Origin of the sequence: Streptomyces sp. IBSNAI002 (assembly GCF_052244475.1) — a bacterium.
GTDB lineage: Bacteria > Actinomycetota > Actinomycetes > Streptomycetales > Streptomycetaceae > Streptomyces.
Genome location: NZ_JBQPXG010000002.1, coordinates 95,805 through 113,748, shown reverse-complemented (window position 1 = coordinate 113,748; position 17,944 = coordinate 95,805). Strand labels below are relative to the sequence as shown.

The window sequence follows — 17,944 nt, the reverse complement described above, 5'->3', positions numbered from 1 at the left end:
AGAGACGGCGTCTGTCGAGGGCGTAGCAGCAAGGGCGGCCGGTGCGGTGACCCCTCCAAGGATGGACACGGCAGCCAGGGTGCCAGTGACGGTTCGCAGGTTGAACATCGTTGCTTCCTCTAGATGGTGTGGTCGGAGTGGGCGCGCGTCAGGGAAGGAGCTTGGCCGCGGAGCCAAGGAAGGTGCCCGTCCAGGGGGTGGCGGGGTCGCCGTACATCACCTGCACGAGTCGCTGACCCGCAGCCATCCGGAAGGTGACGGTGTTCCAGTCCGGGGTGGAGGTCGCCCCGTTCGCTATCGGCACCAGGCGGCCGGTGAGGACGTCTACGGCGAAGAAGACCCCGCCGGTGCACCCCTGCGGCTCGCCGGCCAGCCTGTATGAGGCGTAGCCGTTGGTCTTCGGGGCGTCCGTGCGGTAGACAGCGCGCAGGTTGGTCAGCGCGTAGTGGTCGGCGGTGGTCACGGTCTGCTGCGGCTGTACGGCACAGGCCGCCGCGGTCTGGGAGGGCTCCGCTTGGGCGGACTGGAGGCCAAGGATTCCGATGGCGGCAACGGCGGCCGCGACGGTGGTCAGGGATGTGAAGGCGGTGCGCACGATCTACCTCGTCTAGCTGTGGAAGGTCCGCCGGAGCGGACGGGGGAGCCGCAGCTCGTAGGGGTAGGTCCCACCCGACCGCGGCCTGGTTACCGTGCAGTAGGCGACTTTCGCGTGGCCAATCCCAGAAGTGAAATCCGGCCACTGAGACGCTGCCCGGCGACGGCGCGCGCGCACCACCCTGAGCTGCTCTGACACAGGATCCTGTCCATCGGTCCCTGATCTTCCTGTCCCCCTGTCCGGCCGCTCCGGACGGCCATCCGGCTTCCGGGCGGCCCGGTGGTGATGGTGTGCGCGCTCGGTGGCCCAACTGGGGATCTCAGGCAGTGAAGGGGGCGGGGTCCGTGGTCATCCACCGCCGTGCGCAACACCTCCGAAGCTCCGGAACCTTGAGCGAGCGCACGTGGCTAGTTTTCATCTCTCTTTTCGCTCCTTCTTCGTTATAAGAACGCCTGCGGCCCCGCTGATGCGGTTCTAGCGGCAACGCCGTTCAGTTTTGGGCTCGCGGATCAGTGACTCGCAGTCTTGGCCTCTGCGGTGACGGTCGTTCCGTGGCTGGTGGCGAGGTGCCCGGCTGCCTGGAGGAGTTGGCGGACGTCGCGGATGCGGCGGCCGACGGTCTCAGGTGTGGCCTCAGCCTGCTCCGCAACGTCGTACCCGAGCCTGGCGACCCGACGCGACGTGCGGCCTCGGTCGCTTGGTGCAAGGGCTGACCAAGTGGGTGTGCCGATCCGACCCAAAGCGCAGGCCGTTGGGGGGATTCGCCACTGGCGGGCTCGTCCTAGCTTCCGATCATGAATGCACGATCTTGCGACGTCTGTGGAGACCCCTTGCAGGGGAGGGCCGGCTACCTGGTGACCGGGGCGGTCTGGCGCGACCGGTGGCTGTCGCGCCGTCTGCTGCTGTGCTCCGCGTGCTACACCGTCCGCAAGGGGCGCGCCAATCAAGATCACAAACAGTTGCCGGTCACGTGGGTCGCAGTCAGCGGCCGCGGCCGGCGCTTGCCGGCCACGCCCTGCGGGCTGTGCGCGCAACCGGTCATTCGCAACGACGATCCCCTGTTGCTGCGCATCCTCTGTTCTCATTCCTGTGCGACCGCCTATCAGCGCCGCATGCGTGCCGGCGCGCCGCCGGGCCCCGTCGGCCGTGCAGGCGTCCTGCTCGGTGCGCCCGAAGGAGTGGACAGGGTGCGGGTCCAGATACGGCTGGAACGAAGGACGCTGCGTGCGGCGGTGAAGGCCGCCGCGCGGAGGAACCAAGACCTCGACAGGTATCTAGAGCACCTGATCGCTCTGGACGGCACTGTCGCATGATGAAAAGTGACGCGCCCACGCCGGGAGATCCGGACGGCTGAGCCGGCCCTGCGGCGGAACGGCGCTGTGGCGCTGTACCGAGCCGCGGCCGGCAGGCGTACCTGCTCGGCGGTGCCAGCGGACGTTGGGGTGAACGGCGAGCCGCTGCGGAGCTGGGTCCGGCAGGCCGACGAGCAGGCCGGCCGGGCGAGTAGCGGCGGGGCCGCGTCGGAGAGCCGGGATGTCCGGGTAACCGACCGACGCCCGGCCGGGCACACCGGCACCTGATGACCGGTCCCCGCCGTGCCCTGACACACCATCAAACGATCGCGCCGCCGACAACGTGACGGCACCGGCGGCCGTACAGGGCCTCCGCATGCGTACGCATGCGGAGGCCCTGTACGGCGCGTGGTGCGGCGGCTACTTCACCGAGCCCGCCATCACGCCCTGGACGAAGTGCCGCTGGAAGGCGAAGAAGACGATCACCGGGACCACCAGGGACAGGAACGCCCCCGGCGCGAGGACGCCGATGTTGCTTCCGAACTGCCGCATCTGGGACTGCAGTGCGACCGTCAGCGGCTGGGACTCGTTGTCCGCGAAGAGCAGTGCCACGAGCATGTCGTTCCAGACCCAGAGGAACTGGAAGATGGCCAGGCTCGCGATGGCCGGGCGGCCGAGCGGCAGCACGAGGCGGGAGAAGATCCGCCACTCGCTGCCGCCGTCCATCCGGGCGGCCTCCAGCATTTCGCGCGGTATCTCGGCGAAGTAGTTGCGCAGGAGGAAGATCGCGAACGGCAGTCCGTAGGCGACGTGGAAGAGGACGACGCCCGCGATCGTCCCGAACAGGCCCACCGCGCCGAAGAGTTTCGCCACGGGCAGCAACCCGATCTGCACCGGCACCACGAGGAGCCCGACGACCACGAGGAAGATCCCGTCCCGGCCGGGGAACTCCAGCCAAGCGAAGGCGTATCCGGCGAGTGCCGCGATGACGACGACCAGGACGGTGGTCGGCACGGAGATCAGGACGGTGTTCCAGAAGGCGGCCCCGATGCCCGAATCCCTCAGCAGGACGGTGTAGTTGTCCAGGGACAGCTGAGAGGGGTCGGTGAGCGCCGTCCACCATCCGTCGGTGGCGTTGTCCTGCTCGGAGCGCATCGAGGACAGGAGCAGGCCCGCCAGCGGTGTGATCCATACGAGGGCGACCAGGATCAGGACGCCCTGGACGGCGGAGCTGCCCAGGAGGCGCGAGATGCGGCCTCCGCGCCGCCGCCCGGGCGTGGGCGACCGGGACGACCGGGACGACTGGGACGAAGGGGAGGGAGGTGGGGGAGAGGGCGGTGCGGCGGGCCGGACCGTCGCCGCCCGCCGGGACGCGCCATGCCGCTCGGCGGTGCTGTGGCCGCTCATGCTCCGCTCCTTCGGAAACGCCGGACGTTGAAGACCATCGCCGGGACGACGAGGAGCAGGAGCACCATGCTGAGCGCGCTGCCGAGGCCCTGATCGTCGCCGCCGCCGAAGGAGACCATCCACATGCGGGTTGCCAGCACGTTCGCCTCTTCCTGGACCGGTCCGGGCGCGATGATCCATACGAGGTCGAAGACCTTCATCACGTTGATCACGAGGGTCACGAAGACCACGGTGAGCACCGGCGCGAGGAGCGGCACGGTGATCTTGCGGAAGATCTGACCCTCGGTGGCGCCGTCCATGCGGGCGGCCTCCAGTGCGTCGCGCGGGATGGCGGCGAGGCCGGCGCCGATCAGGACCATCGAGAAGCCGGTCCAGACCCACAGGTAGGCGCCGATGATGGCGGGCGTCACCAGCGCCGGACCGAGCCAGTTCACACCCTGGTACGGGGCTTCGAAGTTGGCCGCGGGCAGCCGGACGGTGTAGTCGCCGTCGGCCAGCCCGGCGAACCGGAAGGAGCCGTCCTCGGCCGTGATGGTGGCGGCGGTCACCCGGCCGTCCCGTACGGCCTCGACCTTCATGCCGGGCAGACCCTTCTCGCCCGGGTCGACCCGGCCCGGCGTGCCCGCCCCGCCGGGGGCGAAGTCGAGGTAGACGACGCCGCCGATCGCGTCGGCGCCGGGGGCGGTGCTCTTCGGGGCGGCGGGGTCGGACGCGGCCTGTGCGCCGGCCGGAAGGGCGTCGGGTGCGACCCCGATGAACCCGAGGCCGATCGAGTCTCCGGGCCGTACGGTCGCCGCGGTGATGTACGGGCCGCCCGCCCCGCCCGTGAGGCCGTGGCCATCCCGGGCCCGGGCCGTCGGATACGCGGCGGCCTCGTCGAAGCCGTCGTGGACGGCGACGGCGGCGGCGTTGAGCACGCCCCGGTCCGGGTCCTGTTCGTAGGCGAGCCGGAAGATGATGCCCGCGGCGAGGAACGACACGGCCATCGGCAGGAAGAGCACCAGCTTGAACGCGGTCGCCCAGCGCACCTTCTCGGTGAGGACCGCGAGCATCAGCCCGAGCCCGGTGAGCAGGGTGGGGGCGACGACGACCCAGACCGCGCTGTTGCGGATGGCCTTGAGAGTGGCCGGGTCCTGCACGATCGCCGCGTAGTTGGCGGCCCCGACGAACCGGTCGCCGTCCGCGTCGAAGAGGCTGCGGCCGAAGGAGAAGAGGACGGGATAGACGACCAGCGCGCCGAGCAGCAGCAGGGCCGGCAGGACGAAGACGACCGCGAGGCGGCGCTTCCTGCGCCGGGCCAGGCGCCGTCCGTCGGCCGCGGGGCGGCCTGTTGCGGTGCGGCCGGTCGCGGGGCTGTGGGTCATGGTGTCAGCCACGGCGGTGGCCTCAGTTCCCGTAGGCCTTGGCGGCCTCGGCCTCGAGCTTCGCGGCGGTGCCCTGCGGGTCCGAGGGGTCGCGCAGGAAGTCCTGGAGTAGCTTCCACTCACCGGCGCCCTTGGTGCCGCCGAACGCGGCCGGGGCCTGGTCCGACATGTCGAAGCGGATCGAATTGCCCGCAGCGATCAGCGAGTTGGCGGTGCTGCGCGTGGTGTCGTCGCCGTACGAGGCGAAGTCGACCTCGTTGTTCGGGGACAGGAAGCCGCCCGCGCCGGCCCAGACCTCGGCGGCTTCGGCGCTCGCCAGGAATTCGACCAGCTGCATGCCGGCCTTGGCGTTCTTGCCGTCCTTCAGGACGACCGCCGCGTCACCGCCGCTGACCACCGGCGCCCGGCCGCCGTCGACCGGGGGGAAGGGGAAGAACTTGGCGTCCTGCCCGAGCTTCTTGCCGAACTGCCCCTTGGCGACACCGCCGACGAAGTCGCCCTCGTAGACCATGCCCGCCTTGGGCTCCGGGCCGAAGACCTGCGCGACCGACGAGGGGAAGTCGGTGCCCAGCGCCGCCTGGGCGCCGCCGGCGACGAGCTGCTTGTCCTTGAACAGCTCACCGAGGGTGGTCAGGGCCCGTACGACGCTCTCGTCGGTCCACCTCAGCTGGTGCTGCGCGAGCTGGTCGTACTTCTCCGGTCCGGCCTGGGAGAGGTAGATGTTCTCGAACCAGTCGGTGAGGGTCCAGCCGTCCTCGCCGGCTATGGCGAAGGCCGGGCGGCCGGAGTCCGCGAGGGTGCGGCCGGTCTCCAGCATGTCGCTGTAGCTCTTGGGCTCGGTGACGCCGGCCTGGGCGTAGGCCTCCGGCGCGTACCAGACGGTCGACTTGTGGGCGGCCTTGAAGTAGAGGCCGTAGTACGTGCCGTCGACGGTGCCGTAGTTCTTCCACACCGGCGCGAGGGTGGATCCGGCCTTCTGGGAGGTGTGGTCGGACAGGGGCTGGAGCCAGCCCTTCTTCGCGAACTGCTGGAGCACGCCCACCTGGGGCACCATCACCACGTCGGGGGCGGCCCCGCCTTCGATCTTGCTTCCGACGAAGGTGGAGACGTTGTCGCCGGAGGGGACGAAGACCGTCTTGGCACCGGTCTTCTGGGTGAAGGCGTCGAGGACCTTCGTGAAGCTCTCCTGCTCGGCGCCGGTCCACACACCCGCCACGGTGACGGTCTGGCCGCTGAGCTCACCGCCGCTCGCGGGTCCGGTGGCGGCGCCGCCGCAGGCGGTGGTGCCGAGGGCGAGGGCGAGGGCCGCGATGGTGGTTGCGGCACTGCGGCGGGTCGTCTTGCCGGGTCGTCGCATGACGGGTCCTTTCGGGGAGGTCCAGGGCTGGAGAGGGGCTGCTCGGGGACTGCGGGGTGACAGGGCCGAGGGGGCGCGGCTGCCGGGTAAGGCTGCGGGGGTTACGGCTGCGGGGCCGCCGGGCCGGGAGCCGGGTACGCGCCCGCCCACCAGGCCGCTGTCGCGGCGGGGAGCACCCCGTCGGGACAGGGCCCGCTGGCGAGCAGCGGCGTACCGGGTACCGGCGCGGGCACGGGCTCCGTGCCGAAGTTGACCGCGCAGATCAGGCCCTCGCCGCGGGCCATGGCCAGCACCTGCGCGGGGGAGTCCAGCCAGCGCAGGGTGCCGTCGCCCAGTTGCGGCAGGGTGCGCCGCAGCTGGAGGCCGTCACGGTAGAGGTGCCAGAAGGAACGGGTGTCGGCCAGGGCGCGGTCGGTGGCGTGCTCGGCGAACCATTCGGGCTGCGGCAGCCACGGTTTGACGCCGGCCGTCTCCTGGCTGAAGCCGAAGGGGGAGGCGTGCCCGGACCAGGGCAGGGGTACGCGGCAGCCGTCCCGTACGTGCTTGCGGCTGCCCGTACGGCGGAAGATCGGGTCGGTGAGGACCTCGTCGGGCAGGTCGAGCACCTCGGGCAGGCCGAGTTCCTCGCCCTGGTAGACGTAGGCGGCGCCGGGCAGGGCGAGCATCAGGAGGGCGGCGGCGCGGGCGCGGGCCGCTCCCAGTCCGCTGCCCTCGACCCCGGGCTCGCCGGCGTAGCGGGTGACCGTGCGGACCTGGTCGTGGTTGTTGAGGACCCAGGTGACGGTGGAGCCGGTGCCGGCGATGTCGCGGATCGCCGCGGTGATCGTCGTACGGAAGGCATCGGCGTCCCAGGGCGCGCTGAGCAGGTCGAAGAAGAACGCCTGGTGCAGTTCGTCGGGGCGGACGTACTCGGCGTGCTCGCGTGCGGTGGGCACGGACACCTCGCCGACGAGCAGCCGCTCGTGGCCGTCCCGGGCGGTGTACTCCTCGCAGACCGCGCGCCAGCGGCGCCACACGCCGTGCACCTCGGGCTGGTTCCAGGCCAGCTGGTTGACGGCGTCGCGGGCCCGCTCGTCCGCGGCGGGGTCGTCCGAGTCGGGCAGCTCGGGGTGCTTGAACAGCCCGGCGGCGACGTCGATGCGGAAGCCGTCGACGCCCCGGTCCAGCCAGAAGCGGAGCACGCGCTCGAAGTCGTCGCCCACGACGGGGTCGCGCCAGTGCAGGTCCGGCTGCTCGGGTGTGAACAGGTGCAGGTACCACTCCCCGGGGGTGCCGTCGGCCGTGGTGGTCCGGCTCCAGGCCGGGCCGCCGAACATGGCGTGCCAGTTGTTGGGCGGCTCCTCGCCCTCCGGGCCGCGGCCCGGAGCGAAGTGGAAGCGGGAGCGGGCCGCGCTGCCCGGCGCCGCGGCGAGCGCTTCGCGGAACCACGGGTGCTCGCTGGAGCAGTGGTTGGGGACGATGTCGAGCAGCAGCCTGAGCCCGAGCCGCCGGGCGTCGGACACCAGCCGGTCGAACTCGGCGAGGTCGCCGTAGACCGGGTCGACGCCGCAGTAGTCCGCGACGTCGTAGCCGTGGTCGTGCTGGGGCGACGGGTAGAAGGGGCTGAGCCAGATGCCGTCGACACCGAGCTTCCTGAGGTAGGGAAGCCCGGCGCGTACGCCGGCGAGGTCGCCGACGCCGTCTCCGGTGCTGTCGAGGAAGCTGCGGACGTAGACCTGGTAGATCACCGCGTCGCGCCACCAGGGGGCGGGAGGGGCGGCGCTGCGGGAGGGGTGACCGGTACCGGCCGGAAGGGTGCTGAGCATCTCGCGTCGACCTGCCTCTGAATGCGAGAGCGCCCTGGATCAGGTGCGCTGTTATGCATGCATGTTAAGTAGCAGCGACGGCAAGGTGTCAACGATGTGTCCAGAACCAGGCGAAAGCTGGGGTGGTTTGTCACTGAATGACCGGGTGCGCGAAAGAGGGCTTCTACTTAACATGTAAGTAGAAGCCCTCGGGAAGGGTACGGAAGTGCGATCAGCCTGTGCGGGAAATGACCCCGAGCTCGCGCGCGAGCCGCGCCACCGCCTCCTCGGGCGTCTGGCGCAAGGCCATCACGTCCTGCCCCACCGCCTGCACGGCCAGGCTCACCTGGTCGTAGCGCGGACTCTTGGGGCGCGGCACCGCCGACAGCACGCTCTCGCGCAGGGTCGGCAGGTACGGATAGGCGCGCACCAGCTCCGGATCCTCGTACAGCGCTGCGCGCACCGGTGGCAGCGAGCCCTCGGTGAGGACCCGTCGCTGCACCCGTTCACTGGTGAGGTAGGAGATCAGGTCGGCCGCCGACGCAGGATGACGCGTATGAGCGCCGACGGCGAGGTTGGAGCCGCCCAGCACGCTGGTGCCGGGACCGTCGGCGCCCGGCAGCGGCACGGCGCCGAACCTGCCCGCGACCTCGGACCCCGCCGCGCTCGCGTCCGCGTACACGTAGGGCCAGTTCCGCAGGAAGAGCAGCCTGCCGTCCTGGAACGCCTTGCGCGACTCCTCCTCCTTGTAGCCGAGCGCCTCGCGGGAGATCCAGCCCTCCCGCACCCCGTCCGCGAGGAACCGCAGCCCGGCGCGCGCCCCGTCGGAGTCGACGGTGACGCGGGCGCCGTCGTCACGCAGGATCGAACCGCCCGCCGAGTGCACGGCCTCGGTGACGTTGACGGTGAGCCCCTCGTACGGGAGGAACTGGCCGGCGTAGCCGTCCAGCCCGTACCGCGGCGCGATCGTGCGCGCCTGGCGGGCCAGTTCGGACCAGGTGCGCGGCGGCTGCTCGCCCGCCAGGTCCAGGATGTCCTTGCGGTAGTAGAGCAGGCCCGCGTTCGTGACGTAGGGGACCGCGTACAGCCGTCCGTCGAAGGTCGCGGTGTCCACGACCGGCCGCAGGAACGCGTCCAGCGGGAACCGGTCCCGTTCGAGCGGCAAGATCCACCCGGCCGCCGCGAACTCGGACGTCCAGGCCACGTCGATGTTCAGCACGTCGAACCGGTCGCGGCCCGATCGCAGTTCGCTGATCATCTGGGCCCTGGTCTCGTCCGCCGAGTCGGGCAGCTCGACGAGACTCACCCGCTCGTCGGGGCGGCTCTCGTTCCAGTCGTCGAGGAGCGGGCCGAGGTAGTCGGTCAGGTCGCCCGCCGTCGCGAGCGTCAGCGGGCCGCGGGCGTCGGAGGCGGCGGCGCCCGCGTCGGGGCGCACGCCGAGACCGGAGTACCCCGCCAGCACGACCGCGACCACCAGGAGAGCTCTACCCGCGGCACGCATCCACCGCATAGATTCCTCCCAGAGCACGATCCGGCTGCACTGCCGACCATCGTGGCCTATATATACCCGTTAGGCATGGGCGATACTAGACGTCCAGGCAGACAGGACGGCCGTCGGCGACATCCGGCCGGGCACCAGTGAACGGTTGACTACGGAGCGGGAAGGAGGGGGAGCGAGTGCGGCTGGCGCTCCTTGCGCTCCTCACCCGTAGCCCTGCGCACGGTTACGAGCTCAAGCAGGACCTTGAGAAGCTCCTGGGCGCCGCGTACCCTCAGCCGAACGTCGGCCAGATCTACGTCACCCTCGGCAGGCTCGAGAAGAGCGGCCTGATCGAGGGCGAGGACGTCGAACAGTCCGGCCGGCCCAACAAGCGCACGTACAAGCTGACGGACGCCGGGCGCGAAGCCGTACTGGCGTGGTTCGAGGAAACCGCCGAGGAACCCCGGGTACGGGACGAGTTCTTCATGAAACTGGCGCTCGCACCGCAGTCGGGTCTGGCCGATCCGATCGCCCTGATCAACAAGCAGCGGCGCCAGTACCTCAACACCATGCGGGACCTGTCGAAGCTGGCCGCCGCCGAGGACCGCGACAACAAGATCTCCCAACTGCTGATCGAGGGCGCCATGCTGCACCTGCAGGCCGACCTCGACTGGCTGGAACGCTGTCAGGAGGAGCTGGAATGAGCGACGACGCCACCGCCGCTCCAGCCGTGCCGCCCACCGTCCGCCCCGCCGTGCCCATCGTCCGCGCCGAGGGCCTGACCAAGACGCACCACGGCGAAGGCGCGCCCGTGCCCGCCGTCCGCGGCGTGGACCTGTCCGTCCAGCCCGGCGAGTTCGTCGCGGTCACCGGACCCTCCGGAGCCGGAAAGTCCACACTGCTGCACCTGATCGGCGGCCTCCAGCGGCCCGACGGCGGCAAGCTGTGGCTCGACGGGGAACGGGTCGACGCATACCGCGAGGCGCGCTGGGCCGTGCTGCGGCGCCGCAGCATCGGCGTCGTCTTCCAGTTCTTCAACCTCGTCTCCAACCTCACCGTCGCCGACAACGTCGAACTGCCCGCCCTGCTCGCCGGCTTCTCCCCGAAGGCCGCCCGCGAATCCCGCGCCGAACTGCTCGCCGAGCTCGGACTCGAAGGCCGCGAGCGGTCCATGCCCGGAGAGCTGTCCGGCGGCGAACAGCAGCGGGTCGCGCTCGCCCGCGCCCTGGTCAACCACCCCCGGCTGCTGCTCGCCGACGAACCGGCCGGCAGCCTCGACAGCAAGGGCACCCGCGAGGTGCTGCGGCTGCTCACACGGTTCCACCAGCGCGGCCAGACGATCATGATGGTCACCCACGACGCCCGGATGGCCAGCGCCGCCGACCGCGTCATCAGCTTTTTCGACGGCCGGATAGCCGACGACGCACAGCTCGGCGGAGGTAGTCCCGGCCCGGCCGGCGGCGTCTCCGGCGTACTCGAACTGAAGGAGTGACCGTGCGGGCCACCCTGCGCTGGGCGCAGGCCGACTTCCGCGCACACCGCGGCGAAGCCCTCTTCGTCGTCCTCGCCAGCGCCGGAGTCATCGCCTCGCTCCTGCTGGCCGGCGCGCTCTTCGGCTACGCCGCGAACCCCTGGCAGCGGGTCTTCAACCAGTCCCACGGCGCCCACATCTGGCTGCACACCCGCGCCGGCGCGGACACCGGCGCCCTGTCCGGCGTGGACGGGGTCGCGGCACTGTCGGGGCCCTACCGCACGACGGCGACCACGGTCGAGTCCCGCGGCGCCCGCGCCGGGGTCACCCTCCGCGCGGCCCCGGTCGAGCCCCCGCAGACCGGACGGCCGCTCGTCGGCGCGGGCAGCTGGCTCGAGGCGCCGGACGAAGGCCCCGCCCCGGGCACGGGCTCGGGTGCGGGCGTCGGCTCCGTCGTGCTGGAGACGTCGGTCGCACGGGCTCTCTGGGCAGAACCCGGCGACACCGTACGCGTCACCGGCCCGGACGGCACCGCGCACCTGCTGCGGGTGAGCGGGACCGCCGACGTCGCCGAACCCCGCTACCAGCCGGGCGGCGCCGCGGGCGTCGGCTGGGTGCTCCCCGCCACGCTCGAGGAGATCGCCCGAGGAGACACCGGACAGAGCGTGGGGCTGCGCCTGGAGGACCCGGACGACACGGACTTCATCGTCCAGCGCGCGGTCACCGTACTGGGCGCCGACCGGGTGGCCGAGGTCACCAAGTGGCAGCAGGCCCGCGCCGACGCGGGCGGCGACGACCGCCTCCTGGGCGCGATGTTCGCCGTCTTCGGCGTCGGCGCCCTGCTCGCAGCCGCCCTGGCCGCTTCCGGGGCGATCGGCGCCCGAGTCCGCGGCCAGCTCCGGGACATCGCCGTCCTCAAGGCGATCGGCTTCACTCCGGGCCAGGTCGCGCGCGGCTTCCTGGTCCAGCATCTGGCCTTCGCGCTCCTCGGGGTGGCCCTCGGTACCGCGGCGATCGCCCTGCTCGGCGCCCGGATACCCGGGCGGATCGGAGAGGCAGCCGCGGTGTGGCAGGACCTGCCCGGCCACACCGCCCTGATCATCGGCATCCCCGTCGGCGCGGTGCTGCTGATCGCGGCTTCCTCCGGACTCTCGGCCTGGCGGGCCGGACGAGTGCCCCCGGTGCCGGTGGCCCGGGCCGCGCTGCCGTCCGCCGCGCCGATGACCGGGCTCGGGAAACGGGCACTCGGCGTAGGGGTACCGCCCGCCCTCGTCCTCGGATGGCGCGCAGCGTTCCCCCGCCGGGGCCGTACCTTGGTACCGCTGGCCCGGCTCGCGCTGCCCCTGATGCTCATCACGGTCGCCCTCGTCGCCTGGTCGACCCTGGACCAGTTCCGCAGCCGCCCCGCGCAGATGGGGCTTGCCGCGGCACTGACCGTACGGGCCGAGCAGCCCGCCGGTCCGGCGGACCCGGAACTGGAGCTGGAGAAGACCCTCGCGGCAGTCCCGGACATCGAGGCCGTCCATCCGGGCGCGGAGATGGCGGCGCTCGTCCCCGGCCAGACCGGCACCATCACGCTGCGTGGACTCGGCACGGCCCGGCAGCCCTACCCCTCCGCGGTGGTGGAAGGGCGCGCGGTCGCCGGACCCGACGAGGCGGTGGCCGGCCAGGGACTCCTGGACCTCCTCGGCGTACGCGTCGGCGACTGGGTACGGATGACGGTCGGCGGGCGGCCGCAGATCCTGCACCTCGTCGGCCGCACCATCGAGCCCGAATCCGGCGGTCGGGTGATCACCACGACCCTCGACGCACTGCGCGAGAACGACCCGCAGCTGCGTCCCGCCTACCACGCCCTGGAACTGCGCCACGGTGCCGACCCCCGGGCCGTGAGCGGCGCACTCGCCACGGCCGCCGGCGGAACCCTCGAGATCCGCGAGACACCCAACCCGGCCGAACGGCTGGAACCGGCACGCGGGGTGATCGGGACTCTGATCGCCGTACTGGCCCTGATCGGACTGATCGAGCTGTTGACCCTGATCGGCACGGGCGTACGCGACCGGAGGCGCGACCTGCTCGCTCTGAAGGCGATCGGGCTCACGCCCCGGCAGATCGGCGCGACGATCGTGACGGCCGCAGGCCTGACCGCGCTCGTCGCCGCGCTGGCGGGCACGGGCCTGGGCGTCCTGTCCGGCACCTGGCTGGTGGACACCCAGGGCGCATCGAGTGGCATAGGCGCCGGGATCGCCCAACCGCCTCCGCTCCCGGTGCTGTTGACGGTGATCGCAGGATCGGTGCTGGGCGCGGTGGCGGCTGCGGCAGTACCGGCGACTCAGACGGCCCGGCGCCGCCTGGCGGACTCGCTCAGCGAAACCCTCTGACGGGCCCGGAGGCCTGGCTGTACCACTGTGGCGACGGTGCGCCCTTTGTCGGCCCTGCCGGGTATCGCGCGCCGCGGGGGTGTGGTGGCTGCGGGGTGGCGGCGAGCAGGTGGCCGTGTCGGCTGCGGTGGGAAGGTCGTTGTGAGGGCATGAAGAAGGTCATCACTGCCGCCGGGCTGGTTCTTGCCAGCGTCGCCCTCACTGCTCCCGCTCACGCCGACAACGACTCCAACTTCGGTGGTGGCGTCAGTGCGGCCAACAACTGGAACTTCACCGCCGCCGAGGTATGCCTTCAGGAAGTCGCCGTGGTGCCCGTCATGGGGGAGTGGGTGGGTGACCACGCCGACAACTGTTCCAACGGAAACGTCATCGACCACTCGGGCAGGTAGAGCCACCCGAGGCCGCGCCCGGCCGGGCCTCGCCGCTCTATGAGAAAGCAGGACTGGTGAAGGGGTTGGTGGCGCGTAGGCGCCGTCGGGTGGGCTGCAGTGTGCTGGCCGGGGTGGTGCTGGGTCTGGCCGGGTGGTGGGCGGACTGGGCCGGGTACCGCACGGCGGGGACGGTGTTGGGGGTGTCGGCGGGAGTGGCGGTGTTGGCGGGTGCCTGGCGTACGGGCGGCCGGCACCTGTCGTGGGCTGAGGAGCCGCCGCATGAGGGCTCGCCAGTGCTGGATGCGGACCGGGAGCGGTAGCCGGGGCCCGGCGCCGGTGTGCAGACATCCGGTTGCGCAACCCGCGAACACGGCATCATCGACGCGCTCACCGAGCCCGGCATTCCCTGGTGGGCCGACATGGCCCACCAGGGCGCCAAGGGCACGGTCCACACCGCGGCCGATGGGAGACACTTTCCGCGCGTCAGCATGCAGCCAACCGATCCATACGCGCATCCGGGCCCTCGTCGCACGAATCCCGGTGTCCACTCCCCGGGATCACCTCAACCCTCGCCTGGAGCATCAAATTCCAGGCTTACCCTGCAGGACTTTCTTGTTTTCCGCAGCCTCCTGCCAGCGGGTTTTCAGGAAGGCGCAAAATTCCTGCCAATACTTTTCGAGCCCCGGGTATACGTGCTCACCGATTTTAGCAATCGAGTCGTTCTTCGCGTACTCGGCTTTGGCGAGTGCATCGGCAAGTCCCGAACGCACGTGCTCCGCAGCCAACGCGTGTTCCTGGCTCTTCTTGTCGCCCGCGGTGAGGCATTCGTGCTGCCTGTGATCCAGCCCGAGGAGCGCCGCCTCATCGATGGTCATCGAGCTGATGAACTGGCCCAGCTGTACGTCTCCACGCGCGGCCATGTCCAGACGCGACGTCTGGCCTATGCAGGTCTCAAGCATGCACAGTAGCCCTGGGTCCGCGATACCCGGGTTGGCGCCCGCCGTGCCGTAGGCGGCCGACTCGAGCACCTCGGTGTCGAGCACCTTCTGCCCAATGTGCTCGTGGCCGGACTCGTCGAGGAAGGCCGTCGTGGCGCCCATGTACTGGCCGATCTTGTTCCACAAAGTCAAACGGGCAAGCATTTCACCGCCTGCTTGGGCAGGACCGCTGAGGTAGAAGTGGAACGCGTGACGCCAGGCGTAAGTGTCGGGGGATTCCGCCCAGGCCTCGCCGAGGCTTTGCGGCGGATCTCCCAGTGAGCCGAAGACGGCCGCCTTCGGAAAGAAGTTCGAAGCGGCCCGGAACTCACCCTGCAAGTCCACCTCCCTTCGCCACGAGTCGGCCTGAGCTACGTGCCAAGGCCAGCGGAGCTCCATGTTCATATCTCGCATCGCGCCTTTGAGAGGTCGCGAGTTCCCCTCGAGCTCCGACATCGCGCCATGGAGATCCGTACGGCTGCGCGCGATGAGCTCGTCCTTCTTTCGCTTCAAAGATGGGAAGTGCCGGGTGTCGTCTTCCGGGATGACGAAGGCGTTCGTGATCCGCTCGTCGTAGTCGCGGCTTTCTTCAGTTCCAAGTGCAATCTGGTCCTTTGCTCGCTGACGAAGCTTCGGCCTGCAACAGAGCAGGTGCAATACCACGTCACGATCTTCGTCATCGGGCCCGAACAATTCTCCTTGCAGTCTCTCCATGAGATCGTGGAGCGTTAGGTCGTTGTCTGTGCGGACCGGTCGGAGAGGGCTGGGAACGTCGACTTTTGTGCCGCAGACCACGAATTTTTCTGCAGACTTCGACAGAGACGATTCACCGGTGAGGTAAGTGATCATCGCCTCATGGTCGTGGGGCTGGAGTGTGAGATTTGGGACCTGCTTCGCCTGGTGACCTTCACCGAAAGCAGCGCGGAATCCAACCGATCCGCCAGAGTTGAGGACAGCGACGGAATTAGGCCGCAACTCATAGGTGTTCTCGTCCACATAAAGGCGGACTTGCCAGCCGTCTGGAACATCGACACCCTGCGAATTCTTGTCGATCCCGTGGGCCATCACGAAAATTGTCTTCACTCGAATATCTTCCTTCTGTCCGTTCGTCCCCCTAGAGTCCATAGCACCCAGGCAGGAGGCATGCGGGGATCTCTGAGAATGGTCGCTTGAACGTGCCTCCGGTAACCCGTGTAGGAAATCCTTCGGGCAGATCTCGTGACAGGATCGCCGTTCATGGTGGTGTGAGTACTCGGTGGCCCTGTCACTTTGTCGGTGGTGCGGCTGATGGAGCGCCACCCGCATGCGACCCGGCATCCGAGTGATGAATGAGCTGGTCGCGTGAGACGGGGTTGCCCCTAGTGGGTTCGGGGCCGCAAAGCCATCCGCAGAGGCACGTCGACCACTGCGTTGGTGGTGAACGCCAGGCGGCGGGCGGTGTCCTTGACCAAGGCGTCGGTCACGGTGCGGGCCGCGGCCACATTGGACGGGCCGGCTGGGGCGCACAGGCCCCGCTAACGCCCGTAGCCTGGCCGGCGTCGACCTCGTACTGCATCGCCCACCGTCGCGCGACTCCCGGGACACGCCGAGGTGATCGGCGGCCTGGAGGTGCAGAGCGCGCTCGGAGAAGTAACTCCGAACGGTGTTCTGTCACCAGGCGCACAGCCTGGCTACGAAGGGTTGCGTCAGTCTTCTTGGGCGCGAGACCCACCCTCTCTGATAGCGGAGCGGCAGAGAAGTCCCAGAACGGTTCAGGCTGCTCACCGCGGCCTGAACAATGGCCCACCCGGCCCCAGCGCCCCCTGATGCACCATCAAACGATCATGACTGCCGAAAAGGTGACGCCAATTCCCCAGTGTCAAGGCCCCGGTGGGCTATTGGGGGATCTGCGGCGCCGTAGCCGGATGGGCGATGTGGTGGGTGGAGCCGTTCGGTGGATGGAGTTCGGGCACGTGGCCCGTCATCGTTGGTGCCCTCAACGCGGCATACCACATCTTGCGAGCTCCGCCGACTGCTCCACACGCGTCGGTGCTCGCCGGATGGGGGGTCCATCCCGGACGCTGCCACCAGCTTAAGGATGTTGGAGATGATGCGAAGGTCCGTCACCGCCACGACCACGATGGTCATGGCAGCAGCAAGTGTTCTCGCGACCCCGGCTGTAGCCGGCGCCGCCGTCGAGACACCCACCCATTGCGTGCTCCGCAACAACAGTGCCACGTTCGTGAACAAGTGTTACGGGAGCCTTCCCGAAGCCATCAAGGACGCGACGTCCGGCAAGATCATCGCCAGCTCGGCGGAAGCTGCTGCGATGCCGAACTCCCTGGTGAAGAGGATAGAATCTGCGAATCCGCAGATCGCCGGAATGGCCTTCGCCAGCTCCAAGTACGGTGGTTCAAGCGCCATCTTCGTCGGTCCGTACTCCTGCCGAACGAAGGGGACCAGCTGGACGATTAACTTCAGCCCGCTGGAAACAAAGTTCGGATCCAGACCGGCTTGGGACAATCGGTTCAATTCCACGATCGGGATGAACGGATGCTCTAGCGGCCTGGCCCAGGATGCCAATTACAGCGGGGCTTACCTGCAGTCCCGGATGCCCAGAACCTCGACTGCGGAAGGTTCGACTCCCTTCAACACCTACAGCTCCATCCGCTTCGGCTACACGCCCACGCCGGAGGAGTTCGTCTCGTTCTGCAACGCCGTCGGGGCGCTCGCCTGTACTTTCACAGCGGATCCAGCCATCACCTACAAGAACGGACCCAAGGTCCTCACCGCACGCCCGGTGAACTGCTCCGACACCGCACAGACCATGACGGTGTGGGCGGGCCACACGTGGACCAACAGCTCCAGTTTCACGTTCGGGGTCACCACGTCGTACGGGATCACCGGCAAGTGGCCCGGGGTCGAGGCGAAGCTCGAGCAGGCCATCAAGACGGAGACCTCCTGGGAGAGTTCCGAGACCACCAGGTTCGAGGAACAGGTGCCCACCAACGTTCCCAGCAAATCATCCATGCAGCTCTATCACTCGCCCGTGATCCGAGTGATGAGCGGACAGGCCGTCATGAGGATCGGCGACGCGGCGACCGAGCTCCCGTGGTCCCGCGAGGAAGCAGTACCTACCGGTGCAGGATTCACCGGCGCGTGGACATGGATTCCAGGCGGCCTGTCCGCAGGTGACTGCATCTCCGAATAGAGAAGTCAGCGAAGGGCAAGACGGCCACGTCGTCGTTCGGCGGGTGGGCAGGGCTTCGGCGTAGTCGGATGGCGTCCGCTTTGTGACGGTCTGCCGGGTGGGTGGTTCGAGTGCGGGAACGGAGGCAGGCACGGTTCCCAAGGTCATGGAGCTCTTGACGTGTGATCCAACTGAAAGACCGTGCCTGCCGACGTATCGTCGCTGCTCCCGCCTGCCCTTGACCAGCTCGGTCAGCAGTCGGAGGTGGCCACGGGGGAGGTGCCGGGCTGCTGGAACGG

At 69.5% G+C, this 17,944-nt stretch carries 13 protein-coding genes and 1 pseudogene; 7 read left to right on the top strand and 7 right to left on the bottom strand.

Annotation, left to right across the window (positions count from 1 at the left end):
• Window positions 1-148: 148 nt before the first annotated feature.
• Entirely contained in the window at window positions 149-595 is a 447-nt protein-coding gene (locus ACTVZO_RS00745) for a hypothetical protein (RefSeq protein ID WP_443296410.1), read from the bottom strand.
• Window positions 596-1,389: 794 nt separating this feature from the next.
• Between ACTVZO_RS00745 and ACTVZO_RS00740 the strand changes: the two genes are divergently transcribed.
• On the top strand, window positions 1,390-1,908 hold the full coding sequence (locus ACTVZO_RS00740) for a hypothetical protein (RefSeq protein ID WP_443296409.1): 519 nt from the start codon (window positions 1,390-1,392) through the stop codon (window positions 1,906-1,908).
• 399 nt (window positions 1,909-2,307) lie between these two features.
• Here ACTVZO_RS00740 and ACTVZO_RS00735 read toward each other — a convergent pair whose 3' ends face one another.
• The 5 genes from ACTVZO_RS00735 to ACTVZO_RS00715 form a co-directional block, all read right to left on the bottom strand.
• On the bottom strand, window positions 2,308-3,294 hold the full coding sequence (locus tag ACTVZO_RS00735; RefSeq protein WP_443296408.1) for a carbohydrate ABC transporter permease: 987 nt from the start codon (window positions 3,292-3,294) through the stop codon (window positions 2,308-2,310).
• Entirely contained in the window at window positions 3,291-4,658 is a 1,368-nt protein-coding gene (locus ACTVZO_RS00730; protein WP_443303008.1) for an ABC transporter permease subunit, read from the bottom strand. Before ACTVZO_RS00730 ends, ACTVZO_RS00735 begins: the two co-directional genes overlap by 4 nt.
• A gap of 22 nt (window positions 4,659-4,680) precedes the next feature.
• Window positions 4,681-6,015 (bottom strand): ABC transporter substrate-binding protein, encoded by a 1,335-nt coding sequence (locus ACTVZO_RS00725; protein ID WP_443296407.1) that lies wholly within the window; start codon window positions 6,013-6,015, stop codon window positions 4,681-4,683.
• A 101-nt stretch (window positions 6,016-6,116) separates the two neighbouring features.
• Window positions 6,117-7,820 (bottom strand): glycoside hydrolase family 13 protein, encoded by a 1,704-nt coding sequence (locus tag ACTVZO_RS00720; RefSeq protein WP_443296406.1) that lies wholly within the window; start codon window positions 7,818-7,820, stop codon window positions 6,117-6,119.
• 211 nt (window positions 7,821-8,031) lie between these two features.
• Complete coding sequence (locus ACTVZO_RS00715) at window positions 8,032-9,309, bottom strand: ABC transporter substrate-binding protein (protein ID WP_443296405.1); 1,278 nt, start codon at window positions 9,307-9,309, stop codon at window positions 8,032-8,034.
• Window positions 9,310-9,476: 167 nt separating this feature from the next.
• On the opposite strand from ACTVZO_RS00715, the gene ACTVZO_RS00710 reads away from it, so the two are divergent.
• The 5 genes and pseudogenes from ACTVZO_RS00710 to ACTVZO_RS00690 all read left to right on the top strand — a co-directional run.
• Complete coding sequence (locus ACTVZO_RS00710) at window positions 9,477-9,983, top strand: PadR family transcriptional regulator (protein ID WP_031151728.1); 507 nt, start codon at window positions 9,477-9,479, stop codon at window positions 9,981-9,983.
• The gene (locus ACTVZO_RS00705; RefSeq protein WP_443296404.1) at window positions 9,980-10,771 is read left to right on the top strand and encodes an ABC transporter ATP-binding protein; all 792 of its coding nucleotides are present in this window, start codon (window positions 9,980-9,982) and stop codon (window positions 10,769-10,771) included. Before ACTVZO_RS00710 ends, ACTVZO_RS00705 begins: the two co-directional genes overlap by 4 nt.
• A 2-nt stretch (window positions 10,772-10,773) precedes the next feature.
• A complete protein-coding gene (locus tag ACTVZO_RS00700) occupies window positions 10,774-13,128 on the top strand; it encodes an FtsX-like permease family protein (protein WP_443296403.1) in 2,355 nt (784 codons plus the stop codon).
• A gap of 149 nt (window positions 13,129-13,277) precedes the next feature.
• Window positions 13,278-13,517 (top strand): hypothetical protein, encoded by a 240-nt coding sequence (locus ACTVZO_RS00695; protein WP_443296402.1) that lies wholly within the window; start codon window positions 13,278-13,280, stop codon window positions 13,515-13,517.
• Window positions 13,518-13,855: 338 nt separating this feature from the next.
• Window positions 13,856-14,033 (top strand): annotated as a pseudogene (locus ACTVZO_RS00690) (IS5/IS1182 family transposase); the annotation flags it as partial.
• 47 nt (window positions 14,034-14,080) lie between these two features.
• Here ACTVZO_RS00690 and ACTVZO_RS00685 read toward each other — a convergent pair.
• A complete protein-coding gene (locus ACTVZO_RS00685; RefSeq protein ID WP_443296400.1) occupies window positions 14,081-15,559 on the bottom strand; it encodes a putative adhesin in 1,479 nt (492 codons plus the stop codon).
• Window positions 15,560-16,601: 1,042 nt separating this feature from the next.
• Here ACTVZO_RS00685 and ACTVZO_RS00680 point away from each other — a divergent pair.
• Window positions 16,602-17,666 carry a hypothetical protein gene (locus ACTVZO_RS00680; RefSeq protein ID WP_443296399.1) on the top strand — a complete coding sequence of 355 codons (1,065 nt, stop codon included), beginning with the start codon at window positions 16,602-16,604 and terminating at the stop codon, window positions 17,664-17,666.
• The last annotated feature ends 278 nt before the right edge of the window (window positions 17,667-17,944 follow it).

Bases quoted from the DNA above. Each gene is read 5' to 3' on its own strand.
- ACTVZO_RS00735 (WP_443296408.1), bottom strand. From the start codon at position 3,294: ATGAGCGGCCACAGCACCGCCGAGCGGCATGGCGCGTCCCGGCGGGCG.
- ACTVZO_RS00715 (WP_443296405.1), bottom strand. From the start codon at position 9,309: ATGCGGTGGATGCGTGCCGCGGGTAGAGCTCTCCTGGTGGTCGCGGTC.
- ACTVZO_RS00725 (WP_443296407.1), bottom strand. From the start codon at position 6,015: ATGCGACGACCCGGCAAGACGACCCGCCGCAGTGCCGCAACCACCATC.
- ACTVZO_RS00680 (WP_443296399.1), top strand. From the start codon at position 16,602: ATGGCAGCAGCAAGTGTTCTCGCGACCCCGGCTGTAGCCGGCGCCGCC.
- ACTVZO_RS00705 (WP_443296404.1), top strand. From the start codon at position 9,980: ATGAGCGACGACGCCACCGCCGCTCCAGCCGTGCCGCCCACCGTCCGC.
- ACTVZO_RS00730 (WP_443303008.1), bottom strand. From the start codon at position 4,658: ATGACCCACAGCCCCGCGACCGGCCGCACCGCAACAGGCCGCCCCGCG.
- ACTVZO_RS00740 (WP_443296409.1), top strand. From the start codon at position 1,390: ATGAATGCACGATCTTGCGACGTCTGTGGAGACCCCTTGCAGGGGAGG.
- ACTVZO_RS00720 (WP_443296406.1), bottom strand. From the start codon at position 7,820: ATGCTCAGCACCCTTCCGGCCGGTACCGGTCACCCCTCCCGCAGCGCC.
- ACTVZO_RS00695 (WP_443296402.1), top strand. From the start codon at position 13,278: ATGAAGAAGGTCATCACTGCCGCCGGGCTGGTTCTTGCCAGCGTCGCC.